Below are 25,972 nucleotides of genomic sequence, written 5' to 3'. Positions count from 1 at the left end.
TTATGGAAACTAAGCATATTAAACAAGGAGTAGATCCACAATTTTTTAAAGAGCATCAAGAATCGCTATATGATGCTCTGGAAGACAAGCATACCACCGTTGAGATGTTGGATGAGGATGATCCCCTCAATACCAAGATGGTACTTAATATGGGACCTCAACATCCGGCTACACACGGAGTACTGCGGCTCATCTTGCAATTAAATGGCGAGCTCATTGAAAAGGCCAAACTCGATATTGGCTATTTGCATCGGGGAATTGAAAAGATGGCTGAAAACAAGACGTATCAGGAGTTCATGCCTTATACCGACCGTACGGATTATCTGTCTCCGTACAGCAATAATGTGGCATTTTGTACAGCGGTAGAAAAGGTTGCTGAAGTTGAGGTACCAGAACGAGCTCATTACATACGAATGATTGGCTGTGAATTAGCTCGAATATCTTCGCATCTGCTTTGGCTCGGAACAATGGTTCAAGATACCGGTGCTGTATCATTCTTCTTGTGGACTTTCCGAGAACGAGAAAAACTATACGATATTTTTGATCACATCGGCGGACATCGATTTACTATTTCACATGCGCGCATTGGCGGTGTAGCCAATGATCTTACGGATGATGCGCTAGCCATGATCAAAGATTTTATTGATGAATTTCCACAAGAGCTTAAAGATTTTCACGGGTTATTAGATCGAAACCGAATTTTCTTTGATCGTAATCGTGAAGTAGGCGTATTATCTACCGAAGAGGCCTTAGAAATTGGAGCAACCGGCCCTACCCTACGCGGTTCGGGTTATGCATATGACATTCGTGATTTCGATCCGTACGCTCGTTATGATGAGGTAGAGTTCGAAATCCCAACTCGATTAGAGGGCGATAACCTGGCACGTTATTATGTACGGATGGAAGAAATGCACGAAAGTATTCGCATCATTCGTCAATGTCTTGATAAGCTTCCAAAAGGTCCTGTTCGTGTCGATAATGCCAAGGAAGCCTATCCGTCAAAGGATGAAGTATATTACTCAATGGAAGGCATGATTCACGATTTTATGATGACCGACACGGGCATATGTCCACCGAAAGGTAATGAGTCATTTCATTCTATTGAAGCGCCCAAAGGAGAACTGGGATATTTTATCCAAAGCGATGGCACCGGTCATCCCTGGCGTATGGGCATTAAATCACCATCTTATGCTAATCTACAGGCATTAGAAAATATGCTGGATGGAGAGATGGTAGCAGATACTGTAATAATGATCGGCGGAGTTGATCCGGTAATGGGAGACTCTGACAAATAGAAATTAGTAGCGAGTCATAAGCCCTGAGAAAAGACCTCATGGCTTACGACTAAAAAACTCAAGACTAAACCAATGGCTGAATTGTCATTTACAGACGAAGAACTTAAAGAAATAGATAAGATCAAGGCCAAGTTTCCAACGGCCAAGGCTGCAACCTTGCAGGTTTTATGGGTTGCTCAGCGAAAGTACGGACATGTAGAACCGGAAGTACAAAACTTGGTTGCCGAAACACTGGACTTACCCAAATCACATGTGCATGGCGTTGCCAGCTTCTATACTCAGTATTACAAAGAAGAACAAGGTAAATTTGTGCTCGATGTATGTACTTGTCTAAGCTGCCAACTCTGTGGTGGGTATGAAATACTGCATCACATCGAAGATAAGCTGGGCATTGAAGCTGGTGAAACAACAGAGGACGGTATGTTTACGGTTAAAGAAGTAGAATGCCTCGGCGCCTGCGGATATGCTCCGATGTTGCAGGTTACCAATGGAGAATACGTAAACAACCTTACTAAAGAAAAAGTAGACGATCTTATAGAAAATTTGAAAAACGGCCAAAAGCCTGAGTTTGAATCAATGGATATGCCGGAACTGGAAAAACGAAATCAAGCTGCTGCAGAATAATGGCTCAAGACTGGAAATCATTCGAACCGCTGCTTATTCCTGACATCCCTAACCTACAACAAATTGGGGTATATGAGGATAATGGTGGATATAATGCACTAAAAACTATTTTAAAAGACCAAGGACATTGGTCGCGTGACCATGTCATTGATGAAGTAAAACAAGCTAATATTCGCGGTCGCGGCGGTGCCGGCTTTAATGCCGGACTCAAATGGAGTTTTATGCCCGATCCCGACGGTGGTCCTCGTTATCTTGCCTGCAACGGCGATGAGTCTGAGCCAGGTACGTTCAAGGATCGCAAGATTTTTGAGTATAACCCACATCTCTTTATTGAAGGTGCTCTCATTGCTTCCTATGCAATGGCTATCGACAATATTTACGTCTATATTCGTGGCGAATATATCTCTTGGGTAGATATGTTTCAGGATGCCGTCGACGACGCCTATGAGAAAGGATATTTAGGTGAAAATATTCTCGGTACCGACATCTCTATAGATATGGAAATTACCTATGGAGCTGGAGCATATATCTGCGGTGAAGAAACTTCAATGCTTGAATCACTGGAAGGGAAACGGGGCTATCCGCGTGTAAAACCGCCTTTCCCTGCTCAAAAGGGATTGTGGGGACGACCAACAACCATTAACAATATTGAAACATTAGCGAATGTACCGTTAGTCATTAATAACGGTGCCGACTGGTATGGTGATATTGGTGCCGAGGAGCATCCGGGACCTGTACTTTATGGAATTTCAGGACATGTTAATCAGCCCGGTGTATATGAGTACGCCTCTGGTGTACCGGTAATGGATTTAATTAATGATGTTGCCGGAGGTATTCGGGGAGGAAAAGATTTGAAAGCTATCATTCCCGGTGGATCTTCTACTCCTCCCCTGCGGGCCGATCAGCTTGAAGGCGTAACCATGAATTCTGATTCACTGAAGGAAGCCGGTTCCATGATGGGAACTGCCGGCATGGTTGTGATGGATGAAGATACCGATATGGTAGATGTGCTGTGGCGTATTGCTCACTTCTACCATCATGAATCTTGTGGCCAATGTACCCCCTGTCGTGAAGGTACCGGCTGGCTAGAAAAAGTATTATTAAAGATTAAAAACGGTGAAGGAGAAATGAAAGATCTTGATCTCCTTCTCGATGTTGGTAACCAGATGGAAGGACGTACTATTTGTGCCTTGGCGGATGCCGCCGTATGGCCTGTGCGTCACACCATAAACCGATTTAGAGATGAATTCGAAGAACGCTGTAAAAAATCAGTTCACGCTGTTGCGTAACAATTAGAACACGGATCTGGCGGATAAACGGATTTACACATGAATTAATATTGATGTAGATCTGAATAATCCGTGTCATCCGCGTTCCTAAAATAACACAGAACAATGCCTGAAGTATTTATAGACGGTACACGTTACGAATTTGACGAAGAACAGGATGAAATGCTGCTCCAGTTTATTCTGGACCAAGGCTTGGAAGTCCCATTCTTTTGTTATCACCCATCCATGTCGATACCGGCCAACTGTCGCCAATGTATGGTCAAAGTAGGTACACCGGTAAAAGACCGAGAAACCGGCGAATTTGAGCTGGACGAAAACGGAGACCGCAAAATTCGGTGGTTCCCAAAACCACAGACTTCCTGCTCTACCCCTTTGCAGGATGGCATGGTTGTACACACACAAGAGACATCCGAAGAAATTGAGCGGGCACAAAAGGATAATCTTGAGTTCATTCTTGTGAACCATCCGCTCGACTGCCCTATTTGCGATCAGGCCGGTGAATGTCCGCTTCAGATTCAGACTTATAAATACGGACCAGAAGGCAGCCGGTTTGAAGTAAAAAAGGTGCATAAACCTAAACGCGTTGAGCTTGGTCCCCGCGTGACAATGGATGCCGAGCGATGTATCAACTGTACACGATGTGTGCGCTTTACCGAAGAAATTAGTGAGACCAATCAGCTTACAATTGTCGAGCGTGGCGACAGTAACTACCCACAAACTGGGCCGGGCGAAACTTTTGACGATCCATACTCCATGAATACTGTGGATATCTGTCCGGTTGGCGCGCTAACCTCCAGCGATTTCCGTTTTAAAGCACGTGTTTGGGAAATGAATCAAACACCCAGTATCGATATTACTAACGGCAAAGGCTGCAACGTTGATTTGTGGACGCGGGACAATGAAGTACTGCGTATCACACCTCGAGAAAACCAAGAGGTCAACGACCACTGGATGCCCGATGCTGGGCGCAAGGCCTACGAACTGTTTAATGACAACCGTGTTTCTCGGCCGTCTATAAAACTGGATGGCGATAATCAGTCCGATACTTCGTGGAATAACGCTATTGAGACATTTGCCGAAGTACTGGAAGCACATGATACTCAGGAGATTGCGCTTATTGGCAGCCCCCATGCATCAGTCGAAGAAAATTATGCGGTTAACAAGTTTTTTAATCTTTTAGGAACCACAAACGCCAAGTTTGCAACGCATATTATTCCCGGTGCCGGTGATGATTTCTTGATTACTGACGATCAGGCACCGAATACAAACGGTTGCCGTGCAATCAATCTCGATGAAACCGATAGCGATACGCTTAAATCAATCGTTTCTAATACCGAAGTCGTTATTATTCTCTCAGATGACTTGGTAGGCCGCGAAGTTTTATCAGCTGATGACCTGGACGATACATATACCATTTCATTTGCAACCAACCAATCTGATACAACCAAAGAATCAGATTTAGTAATCCCCATAACATGTGTTGCAGAACATGCGGCAAGTTATGTAAATATTGATGGGCGCATCCAGCGATCGTATCCTGCAAAGGAAACCAAATACACCAACCGTCGCCTCAACCTGGAGATGTCGGAAGGTCGCCTTGATCGTTATGGCACCAACTTTGACAACTGGGTGAGCGAAGAAAACAAGGTGGATTGCCTGCCGGTTTGGGAATTTCTAAATAAACTGGCAGAGCGGATCAACTTAGAATTTGAATACCAGAATTCGCGGGATGTTTTTGCTGATATCAGAAATCAATTCGATATACTAAGTGATATCTCCTACGAACGCATGGACAAAGAAAATGGCGTTCAACTTCCCATCCAACAAAAAGAAGTAAAACAAGCGTAAAACAACTATTTGAATGGAACCAGTAACTACCACATCATACATCGTTTTAGGAGTAGCACTTTTTATGCTACTCAATTCAGCAGCTATTGCCGTATATGCCGAACGTCGTGTAGCTGCATTTATTCAAAATCGATATGGCCCCAACCGCGTAGGACCACTGGGGCTATTTCAACCAATTGCCGACGTTTTAAAGCTGCTTCTTAAAGAAGATGTCACTCCAACACAGGGATTTAAAACAATCCATGCTATTGCTCCCATGATTCCGGTAATTACTGCACTGATGACTGTGGCGGTAATTCCTTTTGGAGACGGACTTTATGTTACCGATATCAATGCAGCCGTGCTCTATTTGCTTGCCGTAAACTCATTAGCTGTTTATGGCGTTACCCTCGGTGGATGGGCCTCAAACAGTAAATATTCTTTGCTGGGCGGGTTACGTGCCGCCGCGCAAATGATTAGCTACGAATTGCCTATGGGCATGGCTATTGCCTCTTGTATCTTATTTACCGGTTCTCTCAGTTTTATTGATGTTGTTAATGCACAAGAATTTTGGTGGAATATTTTTCGTAACCCAATTGGGGCAGTCATTTTTATAGTTGCAGCTTTTGCTGAATCCAACCGTCACCCTTTTGATTTGCCGGAAGCTGAACAAGAGCTTGTGGGTGGTTATCATACCGAATACAGTTCTATGAAATTCGGGATGTTCTTTCTGGCCGAATACATGCACGTAGTCATCGGCAGCATGCTTATCACTACATTTTTCTTTGGCGGTTATCATCTGCCCTGGGCAGGATATTATGAATCAATATTACCGGAAGCAGGTACTGCCGCTAAGGCCATTCTGGATATTTCTGTATTTACCGTTAAAACAGCATTCTGGATTTTTACGTACATCTGGGTGCGATGGACGATTCCGCGGTTTAAGTATAATCAAGTGATGAAACTTGGATGGAAACGACTGCTTCCTATTAGCATTTTTAACTTCCTTGGCCTCGCAATCATTATCTATGCCTGGCATCACTATTTGGGATAATAGCATTTAGCAGAATCTGGTAACAAATCAGTACGTATTTGTAGCGATGCTCCTGATGGCAGTAAATATTTGCCATTATAGATTTATGTACGTTTTCAATATTTTTTATCAGCTAGATGTTTAATCCTCAGGACAAAATAATAAAATGTCCTTTGCTCTAACCTGAAGGTTTTATACCATGAAAGATGTAGCATTTAAAACCCTTGGCTGTAAGCTGAATTACTCAGAAACCATGGCTATTCAGCAGGATTTTGAAGAAGAGGGTTATCATATCACTGATTTCGATAGTAAGGCTGATATTTATGTGATTAATACCTGCTCGGTCACACAAAGTGCCAATGCCACCTGCCGCAGTACCGTCCGCCGCGCCCTTCGCAGAAATGCAGATGCTTTTGTTGCCGTCATTGGCTGTTATGCACAGCTTGAGCCTGATGAAATTGCAGATATTGACGGCGTTGATGCCATCCTGGGCGCTAAGAATAAATTTAAGCTGCTCGAACTGTTTGATGATTTTGAAAAACGATCCGAACCTATTGTTTATAATTCGGATGTTAACGAAGCTGTCGATTTTCACAATGCTTTCTCAGCAGATGACCGCACACGAGCCTTCCTTAAAGTGCAGGACGGCTGTAGCTACAACTGCTCTTTTTGTACTATTCCCATGGCGAGGGGCGAAAGTCGTAGCCCTGAGATTTCTTCAGTGGTAAAGAATGCCGAGCTCTTGGTCCAAGATGGTTTCAAAGAGGTAGTTATAACGGGTGTCAACGCCGGAGATTTTGGTCGCGGTACCGATGAAAATTTCTTTATGCTTATCCAAGCTCTTGATAAAATACAGGAACTGGAACGCATTCGGTTTTCATCAGTTGAGCCAAACCTGATGCACGAAGATATTATCCGTTTTACAGCAGATTCAGACAAAATGCAGCCGCACTTTCATATGCCCCTGCAAAGCGGCAGCGACGAAATGCTGGGGCTTATGCGTCGTCGGTACCAATCGGGACTCTATAAAGAACGTGTGGAGCTCATCAAAGAGTTAATGCCAGATGCGGCTATCGGTGTGGATGTCATTACAGGTCATCCCGGCGAAACAGATGAGCTATTTCAAGAATCATTTGATTTTATATCTGATTTGCCGATCTCCTACCTGCACGTGTTTACTTATTCAGAACGTCCCAACACCCATGCCCTGGAAATTGAACACAATGTTCAGGATAGTGTCCGCAAAGAACGGACCCACAAATTGCGTCGCCTGTCAAAGAAAAAGCGCTACCATTTTGATACTTCTTTTACGGATCAAGTTCGTCCGGTACTCTTCGAAGGTGCTAATCACAATGGAGCCATGCTCGGATGGACAGACAACTATGTGCGGGTCGGCATTCCTTACAATCCACAGTATGAAAATAAGATTTTACCTGTTCGGTTGGGGACACGCGCCAAAGATGGCTATCTGATTGGTGAACTTACTCCACAAGCAAAAGAAGAAGAGCGTACAATTGCCGAATTGGTCGGGTAATTGGTTTTCATTCTCCGCGATGAAACAATGGAATGAAATTGTAGAAAAATATTTCAAAACTTTGCTTCCAGGCATTTAAATGCAAAAATCGTATATCTAAACATAAAGTTAGATAGATAAATCCTGAATAAATTCAGCATAGTATTCCTGCTTATTTTAGCTATCAATCTATAGCCAAATCGCAGATATTAGATTTTGGGTTCAATTTATTAAAAATTTCTTTCAGTGCTTTAAAAACATCACGAAAAGTCGTAAACTCTTTTTTTGATTATCATCTAGTGCAAGATTTTCATGGCTGACTCTTCAAAAACCACAGAAGAACTGATTGAACAAATCCACTCTTTTATCGAACAAGAGAGAGAAATTTACGGTGATTTTAGTACTACTTCTTTTGCCACAGAAGAAAGGGGAAGCGAAAATTCAACATCTGAAAATAAAGAATCCCCGCCTCCTCCCTCCCCTTCGAATAGCGTTTCGGAACCATTGGAAAAACAAACGAACACTCCCACGGCTACTGCTCAAAACTCCGAATCATTGGACTCTCAAGAAGGACTTTTCAACCAAGATGACTCAAACGACGTTTATTACGAAATCGATAAGTGTAACAGTCTGACTGAGCTTGAAAGCCTTTGCCAAAAAGCAGATGTCTTGCGAACTGACCTGGACGGTACACAGCTTGTATTTGGCGTAGGAAATCCTAATGCAGACTTAATGATTATTGGTGAAGCGCCCGGTGCCGAAGAAGATAAACAAGGCGAACCATTTGTGGGTAAGGCTGGGAAACTACTCAATAAAATTTTGAGGGCTATAGACTTTGAGCGAGAAGATGTATATATCGCAAATATTCTCAAACATCGTCCGCCAAACAACAGAAATCCAAAACCGGAAGAACGGAAACGAAGCCTACCCTTTTTGCTTCGACAGATTGATTTGGTAGACCCAAAATTAATTTTAGGAGTAGGAAAAGTAGCAGTTCAAACTCTGTTGGACAAAAACCTATCCCTCACCAAAATGCGCGGCCAATTCCACGATTTTCGCGGCAAATACCAGCTGCTTGCCACTTATCATCCCGCCGCGCTACTCCGTCACGAAAAATGGAAACGGCCAACCTGGGAAGATGTACAATTACTCCGCAAACGATATGATGAGCTGGGCGGCACTCCATAAAAACCCATTATTTTTTAATGATTCAGCTTCATATAACGTTTGCCATTTCTTATACTGTTTAATCCAAAAACGAAGATTCGCTGGGGCCTCACTACTTGCTCAGCTTCATTAATTTAACAATTTATATTTTCAGCACGGATGGCATCAAAGAATTCCAATTACAAAAGTAACGATTCTGATATTTTAGAAGATGGTGGCCGGGTCCCTCCCCAAGCCGTTGAAGTTGAAGAAGCGGTACTTGGTGCCATGCTCATTGAACATGAAGCTGCTACCGTAGCACTGCAAATGCTATCGGCTAATGATTTTTACAAGCCGGCGCACCAACATATTTTTGAGGTTCTACAAGATCTGTACGAACGCGATAATCCTCTTGACCTGCTCACTGTAGAAAATGAACTCCGAGACAAGGGACTGCTTGACACCTGCGGCGGAGCAGGTTATTTGTCTGAACTTACCCGCTCGGTAAGTTCAGCGGCCAACATTGATTATCACGCCCAGATTATTTCAGAAAAAGCTACAAAGCGAAATCTAATTCTGGGGTGCACCGATATCATTAAGGAAGCATACGACAGTTCTTCTGATCCCTTTGACGTACTCGATCGGGCTGAGCAGCGTATCTTCGATCTCTCGAACTCTAAGCAACGGGCCCAGGCCCAACCCATTGGGGATGTCTTAAAAGACACACTTTCGCATCTCGAGGAAATGAGAGGAAAATCATCGGGTATTACCGGTGTACCTACGGGCACTGATGTGGATAAATACACAGCCGGCTGGCAGGATGGAGATTTGATTATTGTAGCAGCTAGACCTTCAATGGGTAAGACAGCATACGTGCTAACGACAGCGCGAAATGCCGCCCTGCATCAAGACCCCGAAAAACAAACAAAGGTTGCTATTTTTAGCCTTGAGATGTCCAATCAGTCACTAGTACAACGTCTATTAACTATGGAGGGGCGTATCGATGCACAGTCTGCACGCTCAGGTCAACTTAAAGATAAGCAGTTTAAACGACTTATTGATGCTGCAGGACGATTATTTACCGCTAATATTTTTGTTGATGATACACCCGGGCTAAGCATTATGGAGCTGCGTACCAAGTGTCGGCGTCTGAAAAGCGAACACGACATCGGACTTATTGTTGTAGATTATCTGCAGCTTATGACAGCCTCAGGCAATTTTGGCACACGCGAACAAGAAATTGCTTCTATTTCACGCGGGCTCAAAGCACTCGCGAAAGATTTGGATGTACCGGTCGTTGCCCTTTCTCAATTAAGCCGAGCTGTTGAGCAACGCGGCGGTGATAAACGCCCACAGCTTAGCGATCTCCGAGAGTCGGGCTCAATTGAACAGGATGCCGATGTTGTCTGCTTTCTGTACCGGCCCGAATACTATGGCATAAAAACAACGCCTGATGGGCAATCAACAGCTGGTCTGGCAGAACTTATTATCGGCAAGCAGCGTAACGGCCCGGTAGGTACAGTACCGCTGTACTTTATTAAGGATTACGCCCGCTTTGAAAATCCCACTTCCGCCAGCCCCGGTCCTATGGAAGCCAGTGAAGGTAATAACAGTAATTCATCTAATAATGGTGACGGTGCTCCTCCGATGGGTCATAATCCCAGCCCCGAAGGCGGGGAAGATGACGAGGCGCCTTTCTAATCTTTTTCTTTTAGCTTGTTAAGTGCTTTCCGAGCGGCTCGTTGTTCGGCTTCTTTTTTGCTCTTGCCTTCTCCTTCGGCTACTGACTCTTTATCAACCCGTGTTTCTACTTCAAATGTTTTATCATGATCGGGTCCCCGCTCAGCAATAACATGATAGGTGGGAATTGCTAACTGGCGGGCTTGAGCATATTCAAGCAGCAAACTTTTATAATTATCCAGAGAGTCCAACAATTTGTCAAAATTCACGTGTTTGCGAATCACATTACGTACAAAAGTCAGGCAGTTATCATAGCCTAAATCAACATAAATTGCCCCGACAAGTGCTTCAAAAGCATCCGCCGATACACTCTTTGACCGAGCTACGCCTTGTCCCTTGACACGATCTCCCAAAAGGATAAGATCATGCAATTGTAACTTACGGGAAAACATAGCCAGCGAATCACCGCGGACTAATTTGGCTCTTAGTTTGGTAAGAAATCCCTCATCTTTCTCAGGATACAAATCAAAAATTACCTCTGTGACAATGAGATCTAAAACCGCATCTCCCAAAAACTCCAGCCGTTCATACGAATCCGAGGAGGGAAAATGATCGTCTTCTACTGTTGATCGATGCCGCAGTGCCTGGAGAAAAATACCCGGATCATTAACTGAAAACTCAATAATTGATTCCAGTTCTTTAATCCGTTCCTCGTATTCAGGGAAATGCTTCGCGTCAGTTTCGAAAAAAGACCGAAGTTTATCTAACATTAATTATTCATCAAATTTTTTGAATACGAGTGAAGTGTTGTGTCCACCAAATCCAAATGCATTGTTCAACGCGTATTTTACATCTCGGACAGTTGACTCATTGAAAGTATAATCCAAATCGCATTCCGGATCGGGTGTTTCAAAATTGATTGTAGGCGGTATAGTTCCATGATAAGTAGTGAGCATCGCTGCCAACGCCTCCATCGCTCCAGCAGCACCAAGAGAATGCCCCGTCATCGATTTTGTTGAGTTGTGACTAATCTCGTACGCATGATCGCCGAAAACTTTTTTAATAGAGTTGGTCTCGGCAATATCACCTAGCGGTGTTGATGTTCCATGCATATTGATGTGATCAACTTCTTCGGGCTCAATTTCTGCTGAATCCAATGCTCTGTTTATGGCTAGAATGACCCCTTCCCCATCCGGATCAGGAGCTGTAATATGATGGGCATCACCCGAAAATCCATAACCTACAATCTCACCATAAATTTGAGCACCACGTTCTTTCGCTCGCTCGTACTCTTCAAGAAAGAGAATAGCAGAACCTTCACCCAACACAAAACCGTCGCGATCTTTATCAAACGGTCGTGATGCTGCCTTGGGGTCATCGTTACGAGTTGACATGGCACGCATGGAATTAAAACCAGCAACACCTACTTTTGATACCGGTGCTTCTGATCCGCCCGAAACAGCCATATCACACTGTCCGTTACGAATAGCATCATATGCCAGGGCAATGTTATGAGATCCTGTTGCACATGCAGAGACTGCACAAAAATTGGGACCTTTAAACCCATATTTAATAGAAATTTGTCCCGCTACCATGTCGGGAATAAGCTTAGGGATAAAGAACGGCGAAACCCCTTTGGGACCATGCTCATGTAGAGCTACCGATTGTTCATAGAAGGTAATCATTCCTCCAATTCCGGTTCCCACAATTACGGCCACATTATCTTTATTGATTTCGTCAAGCATTAGCCCTGTATCCTCAATGGCTTCTTCAGCCGCGATAAGTGCGTACTGACATACTTTATCCATGCGGCGAGCCTCTTTACGATCGAAATAATCTTCGGGATCGTAACCATCAATTTGGGCCGCAAACTTTGTAGGAAACTCTGAAGTATCGAAATGTTCTATCGGTTGGGCGCCGCTCTTTCCTGAAATCAGTCCATTCCAGAAATCTGGTGCCGTCTTACCTACAGGGGTAAGGGCACCAATTCCGGTAATGACAACTCTGCGTTGTTTCGACATGCTAAAGTTTTTTAGCGTAAATAGTTATTATACTTGCTCTTGCAGATATTCTACTGCGTTACCTACCGTGGCAATATTTTCGGCATCTTCATCAGGAATACTGATATCAAATTCTTTTTCAAACTCCATAATGAGTTCTACAGTATCAAGTGAATCAGCACCTAAATCATTTGTAAAATTAGCTTCGTGAGTAACTTCAGATTCATCAACGCCTAATTTGTCAACGATGATATTTTTTACCTTAGCTTCTACGTCTTGTGACATAATTGTTATTTAGCTTATTTTCGAGTTTATGAGAACAATGTATTTTCTACTTTGATAATCATCAGCAGAAGATACAATTTAATTATAAAAAAACACACTTATGTAAGTTACAATGCATTGATACGCTTTACAATAGCTTACATTGCCATACCGCCATCAACGCGCAATACTTCGCCGGTAATGTAAGAACTTAAATCGGAGGATAGAAATAACACGGTAGCCGCTACTTCTTCAGCTTCACCGGCCCGATCCAACGGTGTATCCTCCTTAATAGCATCCAAAAGATCCTCATCAAGCTCATCGGTCATTTCGGTTACAATATATCCGGGAGCTACCACATTGGCTCGAATATTTCTTGAGGCCAATTCTTTAGCGTACGACTTCGTAAATCCAATAATACCGGCCTTGGATGCGGCATAATTACTCTGCCCTGCATTTCCTGAAATACCAACAACAGAACTAATGTTAACAATGGAACCGCCTCGGTTGCGCATCATCGGCTTGGCAACTGCCTTGCTGTAATTAAAAATACTTTTCAAATTAGTTTCTATTACCTGATCCCACTGCTCCTCATTCATTCTCAGAATGAGGTTATCCTTAGTAATACCGGCATTGTTAACCAGAATATCGAGTTTTTCCCAGTCATCAGTAATTGCGGAAACAACCTCATCGGCACGATCAAGATCAACAGCATCAGCCTGAATCGCTTTGGCATTTCGACCAAGGTCTTCAATTTCTTCTTTAACCTCATTGGCAGCATCTGTTGAACTGTGATACGTCAGGGCTACATCAGCTCCATACTCTGCGAGCATAAGAGCAATAGACCGTCCAATACCTCTGCTACCGCCGGTGACTAGTGCTGTTTTACCTTCAAGTGATAAACTCATAGTCTAAACACGTTAAGTAATTATTGATATCCGTTAATTTCTACATTATCAAGCGTACGCTTGACTAATCCCTGAAGCACCTTCCCGGGCCCCACTTCTACAAAAGACTCAGCCCCGTGCTGATGCATGATCTGGAGCGTCTGTGTCCATCTTACGGGATTTAAAAGCTGATTTAATACATTACTTCGAATTTCTTCGGGATCTTCTGTTGGCCGTGCTGTATAATTACTGTAAATAGGACAATCAGGTTCTGCTATATCAAGCGATCCCAGGCTTTCCTCAAGCCCATCATAAGCGGATTGCATCAGTGATGAGTGAAAAGCACCACTCACTGGCAACATTTTTGCTAATCGACAACCTTCGTCTTTTAAAAGAGAAACAGCTTTCTTTACCGCCTCAATATTACCCGATATTACAATCTGGCCCGGACAGTTATAGTTAGCAGCAATCACTTCTTCTCCTATAGCCTCGGTAGCTTCACGGCATTTTTCTTCTACCACTTCGTCATCCATACCAATCACCGCTGCCATTGTACCGGGATTTTCTTCACCGGCCTGTTGCATAAGTTCACCTCGGCGGCGGACGATCTGCAATGCATCTTCAAAAGATATAGCTCCGCATGCCACGAGAGCAGAAAACTCTCCTAAGCTGTGTCCTGCCACCATATCAGGATGTGCATCAAGCATCTGAAAACGGGCCACTGAGTGTAAAAAGATAGCGGGTTGCGTAAATTCAGTCTGCTTTAGCTTTTCCTCGGGACCTTCGAACATAATCTGCTTAAGGTCAAAACCAAGAATCTCATTGGCACGATCTACCAGTGATGCAAAAACCTCATTCTCCTGGTAGTGAGACTCTCCCATTCCTACAAATTGTGCACCTTGTCCCGGAAATAAATATGCTGTACTCATTATTTGATCCCCCACTTCAGATAAATTGATCCCCATGTATAACCACCGCCAAAAGCTGCAAGAATAAGCTTATCTCCGTGGCTAAGTTCCTCTTTCCAATCGTACAGGCAAAGCGGAATCGTGCCCGCGGTTGTATTACCATAGCGATCAATATTTATCATTACTTTATCTTCATCCAAATTAATGCGGTTGGCGGTAACATCAATAATTCTTTTGTTCGCCTGATGCGGCACCAGCCAATCGATATCATCTGCGGTAAGTTGATGTTCCTCCATAATTTCTTCACAAACATCGGCCATACCCACCGTTGCTTTTTTAAAAACCTTTCGTCCATCCTGTTTGGCATAGTGCAACCCATCAGCTACCGTCTGTTCACTCGCAGGATTTAAACTACCCCCTGCCGGCTGATATAATGCCAGATCAGTATCTCCTTCGGTGTGATGAATATAATCGATAATTCCAGTTTCATCTTCTGATGCCTCCAGCAATACCGCTCCAGCGCCATCGCCAAATAAGATACAAGTAGAACGGTCGGTATAGTCAACGATCGAGCTCATTTTGTCAGACCCGATTACCAAAACTTTTTCAGCCCTGCCCGACTCAATAAAACCGGCTCCGGTGGTCAGTGCATACAAAAATCCTGAGCAAGCTGCAGATACATCAAATGCGTAGGCATTAGAAGCACCAATCTTTTCTTGCACCATGCACGCCGTAGCAGGAAACAAATAATCCGGTGTAACCGTAGCTACGACGATAGTATCAATCTCATCGGCTGAAATTCCACGCTCATTAAGCGCTTCGCGAGCCGCCTCCGCTCCCATAAATGATGTCGCCTTATCATCATCCTTTAAAATTCTTCGCTCTTTAATGCCAGTTCGTTTGCGGATCCACTCATCATTGGTCTCCACCATCTGCTCAAGATCTTCATTGGTCAACCGGTGTTCAGGCAAATAGTGACCTACGGATGTGATTACTGCTCGATTAATTTCTGCCATTCAAAAAGAAAGTTATTTAAGAGATGCTACAATTTTTTCATTGATATCATGATCAACGCATTTTACAGCGTTCAATATCATATTTTTTACAGCCAATGGAGAGCTACTGCCATGTCCAACCATGCTTACACCATCTACACCCAGGAACGGAACGCCCCCAATACGGTCAGCATCAAATTCAGAAAGAGAAACCTTAAGTACTTTTTGAACTGCTTTTGCCTCTTGGGGTCCCAACTCCAATTTCTCTATACCCGATTTGATAAACTTTTTTAATGCTGCAGGAATGGACTCACCAAATTTTAATAGGACATTACCTACCAACGCATCACATAAAAAGACATCAGCCCCGGCATCAAAAATATCTCGTCCTTCAACGTTACCTACAAAATTTGGGAGCGACTTTAATTCAGTAAATGCCTCCTTCAAGGTATCAGTTCCCTTTTCCGGCTCTTCACCAATATTTAAAAGCCCCACTTGCGGATCATCAATATCCATAATTTCGCGGGTAAAGATTTCACCCATTCGAGCAAACTGTAAAAACATTTCTGGACGTACTTCAAGATTGGCACCCACATCCAGCATTAAACGTACTCCTTTTACAGTGGGATATACAGCAGCTATTGTTGGACGACTAACGCCTTCCAACTTACCTAAAAGGAAGGTCGAAGCTGCCAAAAGAGCACCCGTGTTACCAGCACTTACAAAACCAGCACACTTGCCGGCTTTATGCATCCCTAGTCCCTTGACAATTGATGAATTCTGCTTGGTTTTTACGGCTCGTGCCGGAGATTCATCCATCCCAATAACTTCGGGGGCATCCTCTACCAACAGTCGTTCTTGGTCATATTCATAATTTGAAAGCTCGCTGTTCACCGAATCTTCCGGGCCGACAAGAATGATCGTCAGATCATCGCGATCGTTAAGTGCCTGAATAGAACCTTTAACTGGATTTTCGGGATAATGGTCGCCCCCCGCAGCATCTACAGCAATAATCATGAAAGGAAAATTTTCTGCGGTTATTAATTTACATCAATAATTTGCCGGCCACGATAGAAACCGCATTCTTTACAGATGTGATGGTAACGGTGGAAAGCTCCACAGTTACTACACTCTGCCAGTGTTGGCTCTCCGATCTTATTATGAGATCGGCGTTTACCTTGTCGAGATTTGGAATGTTGTCGTTTTGGTTGTGCCATTATGAATTAGTAATAATATTTATATTAATTCTTAAGTTCTTTCAGTTTCTCCCACCTGGAATCTGCCATCTCCGATTCACCTTCTTCCTCATCCGGAATATCACCATACGATTTTGTCTCAAACTCTTTTGGCGTGCCATCTTCATCAATGAATTTCGGATGCAATTTTTTAATGGGGATATTCAGTGCAATAGTATCGCGCACTTCATCACCAACATCCAAGGTATTTGTAGAAAAATCGAACCGTCGAACAGCTCCATTTTCATCTTCAGACTCTTCACGCACATCAACCTTAAAAACTACCTCGTATTCCGATACTATCGGCTGTATATACGATTCCAGCGAGCGATCGCAAGTCAATGCAACTTCAGATTCCACTTCAAAATTGACCCGAATAAAATGAGGGGTGCGATAAAACACCAATTCTACTTCACCCCCCTCAAAGGTATGTGGTGATAAATCAAGGTCATCACCGGACAGACGAACTGTTTTCCGGCTTTCACCTTCAGGTATTTCTACTATGTTAAACTCAAGTTTTGACATAACTGTAATTGCTTGCAAAAATATGAATAATTGTCAATTTCTGCAATCAATTAAACAACCCAAATAACCGCTGCTCAACAAGCTCTATAATGCGTCCTAAGTCTTCATCATTATTTACAAAATCGAGGTCATCAGTATCAATAATAAGCTTCTGGTGGGGGTATCTGTCAATCCAATCTTCATACAAACCATTAAGTCGCTCCAGATATTCAATGCGAATAGTATTTTCATATTCACGCCCCCGCTGCTGGATCTGTTCTACTAGCGTGGGCACTTGCGCGCGAATATAAATCAATAAGCTAGGCGGCTGCAGGTAATCGGTCATCTCTTCGAAAAGAGCTTTGTAGTTCTCAAAGTCGCGGTCACTCATCAGCCCCATGTTGTGCAGGTTTTTAGCAAAAATCTCTACATCTTCATAAATCGTGCGATCCTGCACAAACCTCCCCTCTTTTTGCAACATCTGCTTTTGGTGCCGAAATCGGCTAGAAAGAAAATAGATCTGAAGGTTAAAACTCCATCGGCGCATATCCTCATAAAAATCAGACAGATAAGGATTATTATCCACTGATTCATAAAATGGTTCCCAGCTAAAATGGTTTGCCAACAACTTCGTTAGTGAAGACTTTCCAGCACCAATATTGCCAGCAACGGCAATAAATTTCAAATTATCAGAATCCTGCTCTATGTCCTGTTCGTTTTTATTACTTTTACTCATCAGCTTATTTATCCAACAATTTATACATTCTTTTTTTATAATTTTCTACGCCCGGTTGGGTAAAGGGATTTACTCCCAAACAATAACAATAGACAGCGGTAAACAACTCATAAAAATAAATAAACGCTCCTACCTGTGAAGCATTAAGCACTTCTATATTGACAGAAATACATGGCACCCCGCCCTCGGTATGAGCACTAATTGTACCTTTACGAGCCTTGCTGTTAATATCATGGAATGACTTCCCCGCAAGATAATTAAGTTCATCATTATTTGATTCAGTTTCTTCCACCGTAAATGAGGTATCAGATTTTTGAACTGTAATAAAAGTCTCCATCATTGTGCGCGACCCATCTTGCATAAACTGTCCCAAGCTGTGTAAATCTGTAGAATAGCTGGCCGTAACGGGCAACATTCCCTTTTGTTTTTTACCCTCACTTTCGCCCAGCAGTTGTTGAAGCCAGCCACAAAGTCCTGATAGCTCTGGCTCAAATGAAGTAAGCACATCCATCTGCTTGCCCTTTTGATAAAGGGCATATTTTACGGCAGCATAATTAATCAGTATTTCTGCCTCATTTTCGAGCTTTTCGTATTCAGTTACTGCTCCGTAAAAAAGGCTCCGGATGTCGATACCCGCCACCGCCATAGGAAATAATCCTACCGGCGTAAGCACCGAAAATCGGCCGCCCACATCATCAGGAATCACAAATTTTTGAAAGTCATATTCATCAATAAGCTTGTTGAGAGCACCTCCCTCACTGCTTGTAGTACAAATAATGCGTTGTTGTAGTGAATCAGGATAGGTATTACCCATCCAATTTCGAATCTTTCGAAAAGAAAGAGCAGTTTCAAGTGTAGTCCCCGATTTTGATATCACATTACAATATACACTCTTGGGTTCACCATCAACCTTTGGTGTATCAAGATATTCGATCAGCTCTTGCAAATATCCACCGCTCATGTGGTGACCCACATAAATAATTTCAGGTGCCTCTTGATTGAAAAATGGGGACAGTGCTTCAATAACAGCCCGCGCTCCCAGATAAGAACCGCCGATTCCACAAACAAGAAAAACATCTGCTTCTTCCCTGATAGCAGTTCCCAATCGATCAAGCTGTTCAAGGATAGCATCATTGGGATCATCTAAAAGTGATCGCCATCCCAGCCATTCTGCACCTTCTCCGTTCTGCTGACGTACTGTTTTCAGTGCATCCGCAGCAGTAACCTTTGCCTGATGCAGATTTTCCTCCGAAAGGAATTTTTCTGCCCGGCTTACATCAACATCAATCATTTATCATCAGGATTATTTAATAATTAGCGGTACAAATTCTATATTAAGGCGCTTTCGAGACTTCAAATTGATGGAGTATTAAAGCTGAATAATTGCTAAATTTCAACTTTTATTTGAGGATGAACCACTCAGTTGCAAAATATTTCCCATGATTGACACCCAGCTCGAAAAAGCTACTACATTTAATCGAAAAAAGAAGAAGACATTACAGGATATTACAGCCCCTGTAGCCGACAGCTTATCAGAATTTCGATCCTTTTACAAACAAGCGCTGCGTACTGATGTATGGATGCTTGACAAGATTGTACAGTATCTGCTGCGGCAAAAAGGGAAAGAAATACGCCCCACACTTGTCTTTATGTCTGCACGACTGTTCGGAGATGTAACCGAACGAAGTTATGTAGCTGCCACTATGATTGAGCTGCTGCATACAGCCACGCTCATTCACGATGATGTGGTTGATGAAGCCGAATTGCGCCGTGGATTTTTGAGTATTAATAAAGTATGGAATAACAAAGCGGGCGTACTACTCGGGGATTTTCTACTTTCAAAAGGATTGCTGACCGCCCTGGACCACGAAGAGTTCAAACTGTTGAAAGTACTTTCCAAGGCCGTCAAGCAAATGAGTGAAGGCGAACTGCGCCAATTTAAGGCAGCTCGGCTCTTTAACATGGACGAGGAATATTATTTTAAAGTCATTTCAGAAAAAACGGCCAGCCTGATCGCTTCGTGCTGTGAATGCGGAGCTATCTCAGCCACCGACGATCCAAAGATGCACAAAATGATGCATGACATCGGCATGTATACTGGGATTGCTTTTCAAATCCGGGATGATCTTTTTGACTATGGTGTAGATGATGTGGGCAAGCCCACACGCAAAGACATTGAAGAACGAAAAGTGACTCTACCTTTTATTAAGGCACTGGAAAATGCATCTCTCCGACAGAAAATCCGTGCCCGATACCTGATGCACAAACCTAAGAAAAAGCAGGCAGATATTGACGAAATTGTATCTTTTGTGCATGATCACGGCGGCATTACCTACGCCCGTTCCATAATGAATGATTATGCTGATCAGGCACTAACTAAACTTCGCACCCTCCCCGAGTCGGAAGCTCGTACCAGCTTCGAGGATCTCATAACTTATATCATCGAGCGCAAAAAATAACCTATCTTCGCCCGATGGATACCTCTAGCCTTTCCCAACCTCTGCTGTTTATTTCAGATATCCACCTGGGAGGATTCTCGGATGATAAAAATGCCAAAATCGAATCCGAGCTGCTGCAGCTTCTCAAATACTGCCGCCAGAACGACATCCGAATTATTATTGCTGGTGATTTTTTTGATTACTGGATGGCCTATCCCGATGCTGTACCCCAACTTGGTAAAAAGGTGCTCAATCATTTCCGGGAATATAATACCAGCGTCGGCGTAACCCCATTTATTACCGGTAACCATGACCACTGGACCCGAGACTACCTTTCCCAACAAGGATTTGAGGTCGTTCATAATTCTATAACATGCTCGATTAATAGCAAAAAACTGATGATCTTACACGGCGACGGGCTAGCCGATACGAATCTTGAACTCCCCTATCCGCCACTACACAGGTTCTTACATCACCCTACATTTGTGCAGTGGTATCAAAAGTTACTTCCGCCCCGAATGGGTATCACTATCATGAAATATTTTGCCCGGTTCACACGTTTTATTGATTCTGTGGATGATGATAAAAAAGCCCAAACCTTAAACAACTGGGCTAAAAAAACGCTCAAAGAATCTGATATTGATATTATTTTATGCGGACATGATCATATACCCCGAACGAAACATTTTACTTTCGGAACCTATATAAATTTGGGTACCTTTTGTGCTCATCAAACACTAGCGTTATACGATGATGACAAACTTTCTCTGATGCGCTGGAATCCCCAATCACAGTCTTTAAACCATTTCGAATAACAAGCTAAATGAGCAACGAAAACCAAGACAATGATATGGATCGTTATTTTAACGATCCCGAATACCGGCACCAAAAATCCAAGACTCAAAAGAATAATTCCCAACCCCAAAGCGGATCAAATCTTTGGGATCGATTTTCATCGAGAACATTGAAATGGGGAGGTACAACGATAGGTATTATACTTGTTGCTGCACTCGGATTCTTTATCTATTTGTTGCAGGGACTCCCATCGGTGGAGCAGCTCGAAAATCCCGAAACCGCCGTTGCCTCAGAACTTAAGAGCCGCGATGGTGTGGTGCTTGACCGCTTCTATACCGAAAATCGAACTTATGTACCCATTGAAAAAATGTCCTCCCACATTGTGGATGCCCTGATCGCTACCGAAGACCACCGCTTTTATAATCACTGGGGAATAGACATGCAGGGAATTTTTGCTGCAATTTACCAAATCACCACAACAGGAAATATTCGCGGCGCTTCCACAATTTCTCAACAACTTGCCCGCAATTTATACAAAAAGATCGGGCGGGAATTTTCGCTTATCCGCAAGTTTAGAGAAATGATCACTGCTATAAAAATTGAGCAGAATTATACCAAGCGCGAAATCATTGAGATGTATTTAAATACCGTAGAGTTTCCCAATAGCGCTTTTGGTATTCAGTCGGCTGCCTTAACACACTATGGTAAAGACGCTAAAGATCTAACGATCTCTCAGGCAGCTACGCTAGTAGGATCACTCAACGCTGTATATCTCTATAATCCTCGAATTAATCCAGAAAATGCCCGCTCGCGACGTAATACCGTACTCTATTTGCTCAATAAACATGAATTCATCAGCGATGCGGTATATAATAAATTGCGAAACGAACCAATATCATTAAACTATCACCCGCCGTCTGAGACTGGTCAGGAAAGCCGGTATTTTGGTGAATATGTCCGCAAAAAAGTAGAAAAATGGACACAAAAAAATGGCTATAATCTTTATAAAGATGGATTAACCATTTATACGACCATCGACTCTCGGCTGCAGAAATATGCCGAAAAAGCACTGCGTACTAAGCTGGATTCTCTACAAACCATCTATGAATGTGAATGGACCACAGGGGATGCCCCACTTTCAGTATGTAAAAAAGCAATTAAGAATGGCGGATATATGAGGCGCTTTTGGGATAAATATCCTAGCTTCTTACGAGCCTTTATCCGAAAAACCGATCGGTACAAAAATGCGTTTTCCAAGTATAATACTGATCAGGAATCAGTTGTATTTGATAGTTTATTTGCCGACAGTGCTTTTGTTGATTCAGTAAAACGGGCTGAAACACGGTTAGAAGCCGGTTTTGTAGGTATTGATCCCAATAATGGAAATATATTAGCCTGGGTTGGTGGATCGAATTATGGAAATGTTCAATACGATCACGTTTCCCAATCGCAGCGGCAAGCCGGCTCTACCTTTAAGCCATTTGTATATTCAGTTGCAGTGGATAACGGCTATAAACCCTATCATAAATTTTCGAAATACCCGAGTGTCTTTTACGATCGCAATGGCAAAGCTTGGAAACCAAAAGATCCCCATATTCCATCAGGACCGGAAATGATTCCACTGAGACAAGCGCTGGCAAGAAGTCTCAATAATGTGACCGTAAGATTACTTCCCGAAATTGCCGGAGCACCTAATACAACCAAACTTGAAGACTTAGATCCCGCAGCCCGAAAAATAAAGCAGATGGCGTCTAATTTAGGAATTGATATGTCTGATACGCCGGCCTACCCCTCTATCGCGCTGGGCACGGCCGAGGTATCGTTGCTGGAACTAGTTAGCGCCTATACTACTTTTGCCAATCAAGGCGTCCATATCGATCCCATTGCCATAACCCGCATTGAGGACAAAGAAGGAAACGTCATCAAAGAATATAATCCCGAATATCGGGATGAAGTTATTAGTCCCAAGACGGCTTATATGATGGTTGATATGATGCGCGGAGTCATCCGCGGCGGTGATGACTATTACGGAACAGGAGTTCGTCTGCGCAACGTCTATGGCGTGCGTCAAGATGTAGCCGGCAAAACAGGAACCACCCAAAATAGCGCCGACAACTGGTTCGTAGGTATGATGCCCCACATTGTGATGGGCTCATGGGTAGGCGGTGAAAACCGTATGATTCGCTTTCCCACAGATCTAAATTATAGTATCGGTCAGGGAGCCCGTTCTGCCCTGCCAATTGTAGGCAAGTTTATTAACTTAGCATCAGATGATCCGGAAGCGCCTTGGAGCTACGATTCCTTTCAACAACCGCCGGGCTTTGTGATGCCTCAGGATCCCGACAGCGTAGACAACAGCCGTAAAACTGGAACCGGACGTATCGACTGGTAATTGCAGCTGTTTACAAAATACTGGTTTCGTCTATGAAACTGATCACATCAGCTTTATAGAAAATGGATTGAATATCACGTACCTACTATACCAAAAACTTATCTTATCCATCATTCTATTTTGGGGATCTCCTCTCCCACTTATCAGACTGTAATAAGTCAATTTATTTTCAACTCCACTACCTCTTACCAGACTTCATAGAAGCGTCTGTTCCTTCTCCCAAGACCAAACTAATCAACAAAAAAATATTAGACAACAGAGCGCTCTTGGTGAGAGAAGCAGGAACTTAGCTTACGATATAAAGTATATTTTGTGCATAATAGCTTTTTTACAAAGTAGAGAGATTGAAATATTTAGAGCAACGATTATAAATTTTGGATCATACCATTTGTATTTTTTTTATACCAATAAAAAAGGCAGCCTTCGATAAGGCTGCCCTTAATATATACTCAATTATTACCAGCTGCTATTGGGTATTCACTGTAATATCAGCAGCCAGTTTAATTCTATTTTTAGCTCGCTTGAGTGCTTTTTGAGCCCGCTCCTTATCAATATCAGCATCATCAGCATCAAGACGTTCCTCAGCTCGCTGTTTGGCATTTTTAGCTCGCTCAACATCGATTTCTTCGACTGGTTCAGCGGCCTCAGCCAATAGTGTAAGCTTACTATCAACTACTTCTACAAAACCGCCGGTCACAGCAAAGTGCTGTTCTTCTCCGGTTGCTTTGCGAATCAGAATTTTACCTACATCAAGCGAAGAAATGATATTCGCATGAAGTGTCTTCACTTCAAAGCTTCCCATTTCTCCGGGTACCCGAACCCCAGTCACCTCTTCATCAAAAAGAGAACCTTCCGGGGTTAAAATTTGTGCATGAAAGTTATTCATCAGTTACCTCTATTCAGCAGCTTCGGCTTCTTCTTCGGCCAAAAGCTCTTCGCCTTTTTCTTCAGCTTCTTCAATGGTTCCTACCATGTAGAATGCTTTTTCCGGCAGGTGATCAAGCTCACCATCCAGAATCTTCTTAAAGCCTTTCACGGTGTCATCCACGTTAATGTACTTACCAGGCTGACCCGTAAATTGCTCAGCAACAAAGAATGGCTGACTGAGAAAACGCTGAATGCGTCGGGCACGAGCTACAACAGTTTTATCTTCATCAGAAAGCTCATCCATACCCAGAATAGCAATAATATCCTGCAGATCTTTATACTTCTGTAGGATCTCAATCACACGCTGGGCTGTGTTATAGTGCTCTTCGCCCACAACGTGGGGATCCAGAATTCGAGAAGAAGAATCCAGCGGATCTACAGCAGGATAAATACCAATCTGTGTGAGTCCACGGTCAAGAACCGTCGTTGCATCCAAGTGAGCAAAAGTCGTAGCCGGTGCAGGGTCCGTCAAGTCATCCGCAGGAACATATACAGCCTGTACAGAAGTAATGGAACCTCCTTTAGTAGAGGTAATACGTTCTTGCAGGTTACCCATCTCGGTAGCCAACGTAGGCTGGTAACCTACGGCTGAAGGCATACGCCCCAATAGAGCTGATACCTCAGATCCGGCCTGCGTAAATCGGAAAATATTGTCAATAAAGAGCAGAATATCGCGGGAAACCTCTTCACGGAAATACTCAGCTAGCGTCAGCCCTGAAAGAGCTACACGAGCACGAGCCCCGGGGGGTTCGTTCATCTGTCCAAATGCAAAGGTCGCCTTAGACTCTTTCAGTGCGTCCTTATCTACCTTGCTAAGATCCCAGTTTCCTTTTTCAAATTCTTCTTTAAACTCTTCGCCATAGTCAATAATTCCGGCCTCAATCATTTCGCGAATCAGATCATTCCCTTCGCGAGTACGCTCACCAACACCGGCAAATACTGAGAGTCCACCGTGACCTTTAGCAATATTGTTAATCAATTCCTGAATAAGAACCGTCTTGCCTACACCGGCACCGCCAAACAGCCCGGTCTTGCCACCCTTAGCATACGGACATAATAGATCAATAACCTTAATGCCTGTTTCGAGCATTTCAGTTGACGTTGCCAGATCTTCGAAGTCGGGTGCTGATCGGTGAATAGGATACTTGCGATCACCTTTGGGCGGCTCAATACCATCAATAGGTTCGCCGACTACATTAAATACGCGGCCCCTGATATCTTCGCCTACCGGCATAGAAATAGGTGATCCGGTATCGACCACATCCATTTCGCGAACCAGTCCGTCGGTTGAATCCATCGCAATGGTACGCACGCGACTTTCACCGAGATGCTGGGCAACTTCCAGATAAAGTTTAGAATTGTCTTCACGTTCGATATAAAGTGCATTAAGCACCGGCGGAATGTCTCCCTGATCAAAATCAACATCCACTACCGGACCAATAACTTGTGCAACGGTTCCTTTATTCATTATTTATGGCAGTTAA

The 25,972-nt window shown here is 43.3% G+C and carries 24 protein-coding genes; 11 read left to right on the top strand and 13 right to left on the bottom strand.

The features are described 5' to 3' along the window. Positions 1 to 2: 2 nt before the first annotated feature. The 8 genes from nuoD (at position 3) to dnaB (ending at position 10,428) form a co-directional block, all read left to right on the top strand. Complete coding sequence (gene nuoD, locus LX73_RS01855) at positions 3 to 1,295, top strand: NADH dehydrogenase (quinone) subunit D (protein WP_148897765.1); 1,293 nt, start codon at positions 3 to 5, stop codon at positions 1,293 to 1,295. Positions 1,296 to 1,367: 72 nt separating this feature from the next. After that, positions 1,368 to 1,919 carry an NADH-quinone oxidoreductase subunit NuoE family protein gene (locus tag LX73_RS01850; protein WP_148897764.1) on the top strand — a complete coding sequence of 184 codons (552 nt, stop codon included), beginning with the start codon at positions 1,368 to 1,370 and terminating at the stop codon, positions 1,917 to 1,919. Further along, positions 1,919 to 3,208, top strand: a complete 1,290-nt coding sequence (gene nuoF, locus LX73_RS01845) for an NADH-quinone oxidoreductase subunit NuoF (RefSeq protein WP_148897763.1) — start codon at positions 1,919 to 1,921, stop codon at positions 3,206 to 3,208. Before LX73_RS01850 ends, nuoF begins: the two co-directional genes overlap by 1 nt. A gap of 105 nt (positions 3,209 to 3,313) precedes the next feature. Next, positions 3,314 to 5,056, top strand: coding sequence for an NADH-quinone oxidoreductase subunit G (locus LX73_RS01840; protein ID WP_148897762.1), 1,743 nt, complete (start codon positions 3,314 to 3,316; stop codon positions 5,054 to 5,056). 13 nt (positions 5,057 to 5,069) lie between these two features. Beyond that, positions 5,070 to 6,089: an NADH-quinone oxidoreductase subunit NuoH gene (gene nuoH / locus LX73_RS01835; RefSeq protein ID WP_148897761.1), complete on the top strand. Its 1,020-nt coding sequence runs from the start codon at positions 5,070 to 5,072 to the stop codon at positions 6,087 to 6,089. Positions 6,090 to 6,267: 178 nt separating this feature from the next. Then, positions 6,268 to 7,602 (top strand): tRNA (N(6)-L-threonylcarbamoyladenosine(37)-C(2))-methylthiotransferase MtaB, encoded by a 1,335-nt coding sequence (mtaB, locus tag LX73_RS01830; RefSeq protein WP_148897760.1) that lies wholly within the window; start codon positions 6,268 to 6,270, stop codon positions 7,600 to 7,602. Positions 7,603 to 7,893: 291 nt separating this feature from the next. Beyond that, a complete protein-coding gene (locus LX73_RS01825) occupies positions 7,894 to 8,769 on the top strand; it encodes a uracil-DNA glycosylase (protein WP_148897759.1) in 876 nt (291 codons plus the stop codon). Positions 8,770 to 8,907: 138 nt separating this feature from the next. Next, positions 8,908 to 10,428: a replicative DNA helicase gene (gene dnaB, locus LX73_RS01820; RefSeq protein ID WP_148897758.1), complete on the top strand. Its 1,521-nt coding sequence runs from the start codon at positions 8,908 to 8,910 to the stop codon at positions 10,426 to 10,428. On the opposite strand, the gene rnc is transcribed toward dnaB, so the two are convergent. The 11 genes from rnc to LX73_RS01765 form a co-directional block, all read right to left on the bottom strand. Then, positions 10,425 to 11,177 (bottom strand): ribonuclease III, encoded by a 753-nt coding sequence (rnc, locus tag LX73_RS01815; protein ID WP_148897757.1) that lies wholly within the window; start codon positions 11,175 to 11,177, stop codon positions 10,425 to 10,427. The two genes, dnaB and rnc, sit on opposite strands and share 4 nt — an antisense overlap. Before the next feature lie 3 nt (positions 11,178 to 11,180). After that, positions 11,181 to 12,428: a beta-ketoacyl-ACP synthase II gene (gene fabF, locus LX73_RS01810; protein WP_148897756.1), complete on the bottom strand. Its 1,248-nt coding sequence runs from the start codon at positions 12,426 to 12,428 to the stop codon at positions 11,181 to 11,183. A 27-nt stretch (positions 12,429 to 12,455) separates the two neighbouring features. Continuing rightward, positions 12,456 to 12,692 (bottom strand): acyl carrier protein, encoded by a 237-nt coding sequence (locus LX73_RS01805; protein WP_148897755.1) that lies wholly within the window; start codon positions 12,690 to 12,692, stop codon positions 12,456 to 12,458. Between the two features lie 137 nt (positions 12,693 to 12,829). Next, positions 12,830 to 13,579, bottom strand: a complete 750-nt coding sequence (gene fabG / locus LX73_RS01800) for a 3-oxoacyl-[acyl-carrier-protein] reductase (protein WP_148897754.1) — start codon at positions 13,577 to 13,579, stop codon at positions 12,830 to 12,832. A 20-nt stretch (positions 13,580 to 13,599) separates the two neighbouring features. Beyond that, positions 13,600 to 14,487: an ACP S-malonyltransferase gene (gene fabD, locus LX73_RS01795; RefSeq protein ID WP_148897753.1), complete on the bottom strand. Its 888-nt coding sequence runs from the start codon at positions 14,485 to 14,487 to the stop codon at positions 13,600 to 13,602. After that, complete coding sequence (locus tag LX73_RS01790) at positions 14,487 to 15,482, bottom strand: beta-ketoacyl-ACP synthase III (RefSeq protein WP_148897752.1); 996 nt, start codon at positions 15,480 to 15,482, stop codon at positions 14,487 to 14,489. Before LX73_RS01790 ends, fabD begins: the two co-directional genes overlap by 1 nt. A gap of 12 nt (positions 15,483 to 15,494) precedes the next feature. Further along, complete coding sequence (gene plsX / locus LX73_RS01785) at positions 15,495 to 16,478, bottom strand: phosphate acyltransferase PlsX (protein WP_148897751.1); 984 nt, start codon at positions 16,476 to 16,478, stop codon at positions 15,495 to 15,497. Between the two features lie 23 nt (positions 16,479 to 16,501). Beyond that, the gene (gene rpmF, locus LX73_RS01780) at positions 16,502 to 16,678 is read right to left on the bottom strand and encodes a 50S ribosomal protein L32 (protein WP_148897750.1); all 177 of its coding nucleotides are present in this window, start codon (positions 16,676 to 16,678) and stop codon (positions 16,502 to 16,504) included. 24 nt (positions 16,679 to 16,702) lie between these two features. After that, positions 16,703 to 17,221, bottom strand: coding sequence for a YceD family protein (locus LX73_RS01775; RefSeq protein ID WP_148897749.1), 519 nt, complete (start codon positions 17,219 to 17,221; stop codon positions 16,703 to 16,705). A gap of 46 nt (positions 17,222 to 17,267) precedes the next feature. Beyond that, entirely contained in the window at positions 17,268 to 17,936 is a 669-nt protein-coding gene (locus tag LX73_RS01770) for a deoxynucleoside kinase (RefSeq protein WP_148897748.1), read from the bottom strand. Positions 17,937 to 17,940: 4 nt separating this feature from the next. Beyond that, positions 17,941 to 19,227 (bottom strand): glucose-6-phosphate isomerase, encoded by a 1,287-nt coding sequence (locus LX73_RS01765; RefSeq protein ID WP_148897747.1) that lies wholly within the window; start codon positions 19,225 to 19,227, stop codon positions 17,941 to 17,943. A gap of 148 nt (positions 19,228 to 19,375) precedes the next feature. On the opposite strand from LX73_RS01765, the gene LX73_RS01760 reads away from it, so the two are divergent. Genes LX73_RS01760 through LX73_RS01750 form a run of 3 tightly spaced genes read left to right on the top strand, consistent with a single transcriptional unit; the run spans position 19,376 to position 23,561 of the window. Then, positions 19,376 to 20,395 carry a polyprenyl synthetase family protein gene (locus LX73_RS01760; RefSeq protein WP_148897746.1) on the top strand — a complete coding sequence of 340 codons (1,020 nt, stop codon included), beginning with the start codon at positions 19,376 to 19,378 and terminating at the stop codon, positions 20,393 to 20,395. A gap of 14 nt (positions 20,396 to 20,409) precedes the next feature. Then, positions 20,410 to 21,189, top strand: a complete 780-nt coding sequence (locus LX73_RS01755; RefSeq protein WP_148897745.1) for a UDP-2,3-diacylglucosamine diphosphatase — start codon at positions 20,410 to 20,412, stop codon at positions 21,187 to 21,189. A gap of 8 nt (positions 21,190 to 21,197) precedes the next feature. Next, the gene (locus LX73_RS01750; RefSeq protein WP_148897744.1) at positions 21,198 to 23,561 is read left to right on the top strand and encodes a penicillin-binding protein 1A; all 2,364 of its coding nucleotides are present in this window, start codon (positions 21,198 to 21,200) and stop codon (positions 23,559 to 23,561) included. Between the two features lie 466 nt (positions 23,562 to 24,027). Here LX73_RS01750 and LX73_RS01745 read toward each other — a convergent pair whose 3' ends face one another. Then, positions 24,028 to 24,447, bottom strand: a complete 420-nt coding sequence (locus tag LX73_RS01745; RefSeq protein ID WP_148897743.1) for a F0F1 ATP synthase subunit epsilon — start codon at positions 24,445 to 24,447, stop codon at positions 24,028 to 24,030. Positions 24,448 to 24,456: 9 nt separating this feature from the next. Next, positions 24,457 to 25,959, bottom strand: a complete 1,503-nt coding sequence (gene atpD, locus LX73_RS01740; protein ID WP_148897742.1) for a F0F1 ATP synthase subunit beta — start codon at positions 25,957 to 25,959, stop codon at positions 24,457 to 24,459. Positions 25,960 to 25,972: the final 13 nt, after the last annotated feature.

It is taken from the genome of Fodinibius salinus, assembly GCF_008124865.1.
Taxonomy (GTDB): Bacteria; Bacteroidota; Rhodothermia; order Balneolales; family Balneolaceae; genus Fodinibius; species Fodinibius salinus.
The sequence above is the reverse complement of the archived record's forward strand: the minus strand, read 5'-3'. Positions and strand labels throughout refer to the sequence as shown.

Coding starts and splice junctions, on each gene's coding strand:
- nuoD (WP_148897765.1), top strand. CDS start 3: ATGGAAACTAAGCATATTAAACAAGGAGTAGATCCACAATTTTTTAAA.
- LX73_RS01850 (WP_148897764.1), top strand. CDS start 1,368: ATGGCTGAATTGTCATTTACAGACGAAGAACTTAAAGAAATAGATAAG.
- nuoF (WP_148897763.1), top strand. CDS start 1,919: ATGGCTCAAGACTGGAAATCATTCGAACCGCTGCTTATTCCTGACATC.
- LX73_RS01840 (WP_148897762.1), top strand. CDS start 3,314: ATGCCTGAAGTATTTATAGACGGTACACGTTACGAATTTGACGAAGAA.
- nuoH (WP_148897761.1), top strand. CDS start 5,070: ATGGAACCAGTAACTACCACATCATACATCGTTTTAGGAGTAGCACTT.
- mtaB (WP_148897760.1), top strand. CDS start 6,268: ATGAAAGATGTAGCATTTAAAACCCTTGGCTGTAAGCTGAATTACTCA.
- LX73_RS01825 (WP_148897759.1), top strand. CDS start 7,894: ATGGCTGACTCTTCAAAAACCACAGAAGAACTGATTGAACAAATCCAC.
- dnaB (WP_148897758.1), top strand. CDS start 8,908: ATGGCATCAAAGAATTCCAATTACAAAAGTAACGATTCTGATATTTTA.
- rnc (WP_148897757.1), bottom strand. CDS start 11,177: ATGTTAGATAAACTTCGGTCTTTTTTCGAAACTGACGCGAAGCATTTC.
- fabF (WP_148897756.1), bottom strand. CDS start 12,428: ATGTCGAAACAACGCAGAGTTGTCATTACCGGAATTGGTGCCCTTACC.
- LX73_RS01805 (WP_148897755.1), bottom strand. CDS start 12,692: ATGTCACAAGACGTAGAAGCTAAGGTAAAAAATATCATCGTTGACAAA.
- fabG (WP_148897754.1), bottom strand. CDS start 13,579: ATGAGTTTATCACTTGAAGGTAAAACAGCACTAGTCACCGGCGGTAGC.
- fabD (WP_148897753.1), bottom strand. CDS start 14,487: ATGAGTACAGCATATTTATTTCCGGGACAAGGTGCACAATTTGTAGGA.
- LX73_RS01790 (WP_148897752.1), bottom strand. CDS start 15,482: ATGGCAGAAATTAATCGAGCAGTAATCACATCCGTAGGTCACTATTTG.
- plsX (WP_148897751.1), bottom strand. CDS start 16,478: ATGATTATTGCTGTAGATGCTGCGGGGGGCGACCATTATCCCGAAAAT.
- rpmF (WP_148897750.1), bottom strand. CDS start 16,678: ATGGCACAACCAAAACGACAACATTCCAAATCTCGACAAGGTAAACGC.
- LX73_RS01775 (WP_148897749.1), bottom strand. CDS start 17,221: ATGTCAAAACTTGAGTTTAACATAGTAGAAATACCTGAAGGTGAAAGC.
- LX73_RS01770 (WP_148897748.1), bottom strand. CDS start 17,936: ATGAGTAAAAGTAATAAAAACGAACAGGACATAGAGCAGGATTCTGAT.
- LX73_RS01765 (WP_148897747.1), bottom strand. CDS start 19,227: ATGATTGATGTTGATGTAAGCCGGGCAGAAAAATTCCTTTCGGAGGAA.
- LX73_RS01760 (WP_148897746.1), top strand. CDS start 19,376: ATGATTGACACCCAGCTCGAAAAAGCTACTACATTTAATCGAAAAAAG.
- LX73_RS01755 (WP_148897745.1), top strand. CDS start 20,410: ATGGATACCTCTAGCCTTTCCCAACCTCTGCTGTTTATTTCAGATATC.
- LX73_RS01750 (WP_148897744.1), top strand. CDS start 21,198: ATGAGCAACGAAAACCAAGACAATGATATGGATCGTTATTTTAACGAT.
- LX73_RS01745 (WP_148897743.1), bottom strand. CDS start 24,447: ATGAATAACTTTCATGCACAAATTTTAACCCCGGAAGGTTCTCTTTTT.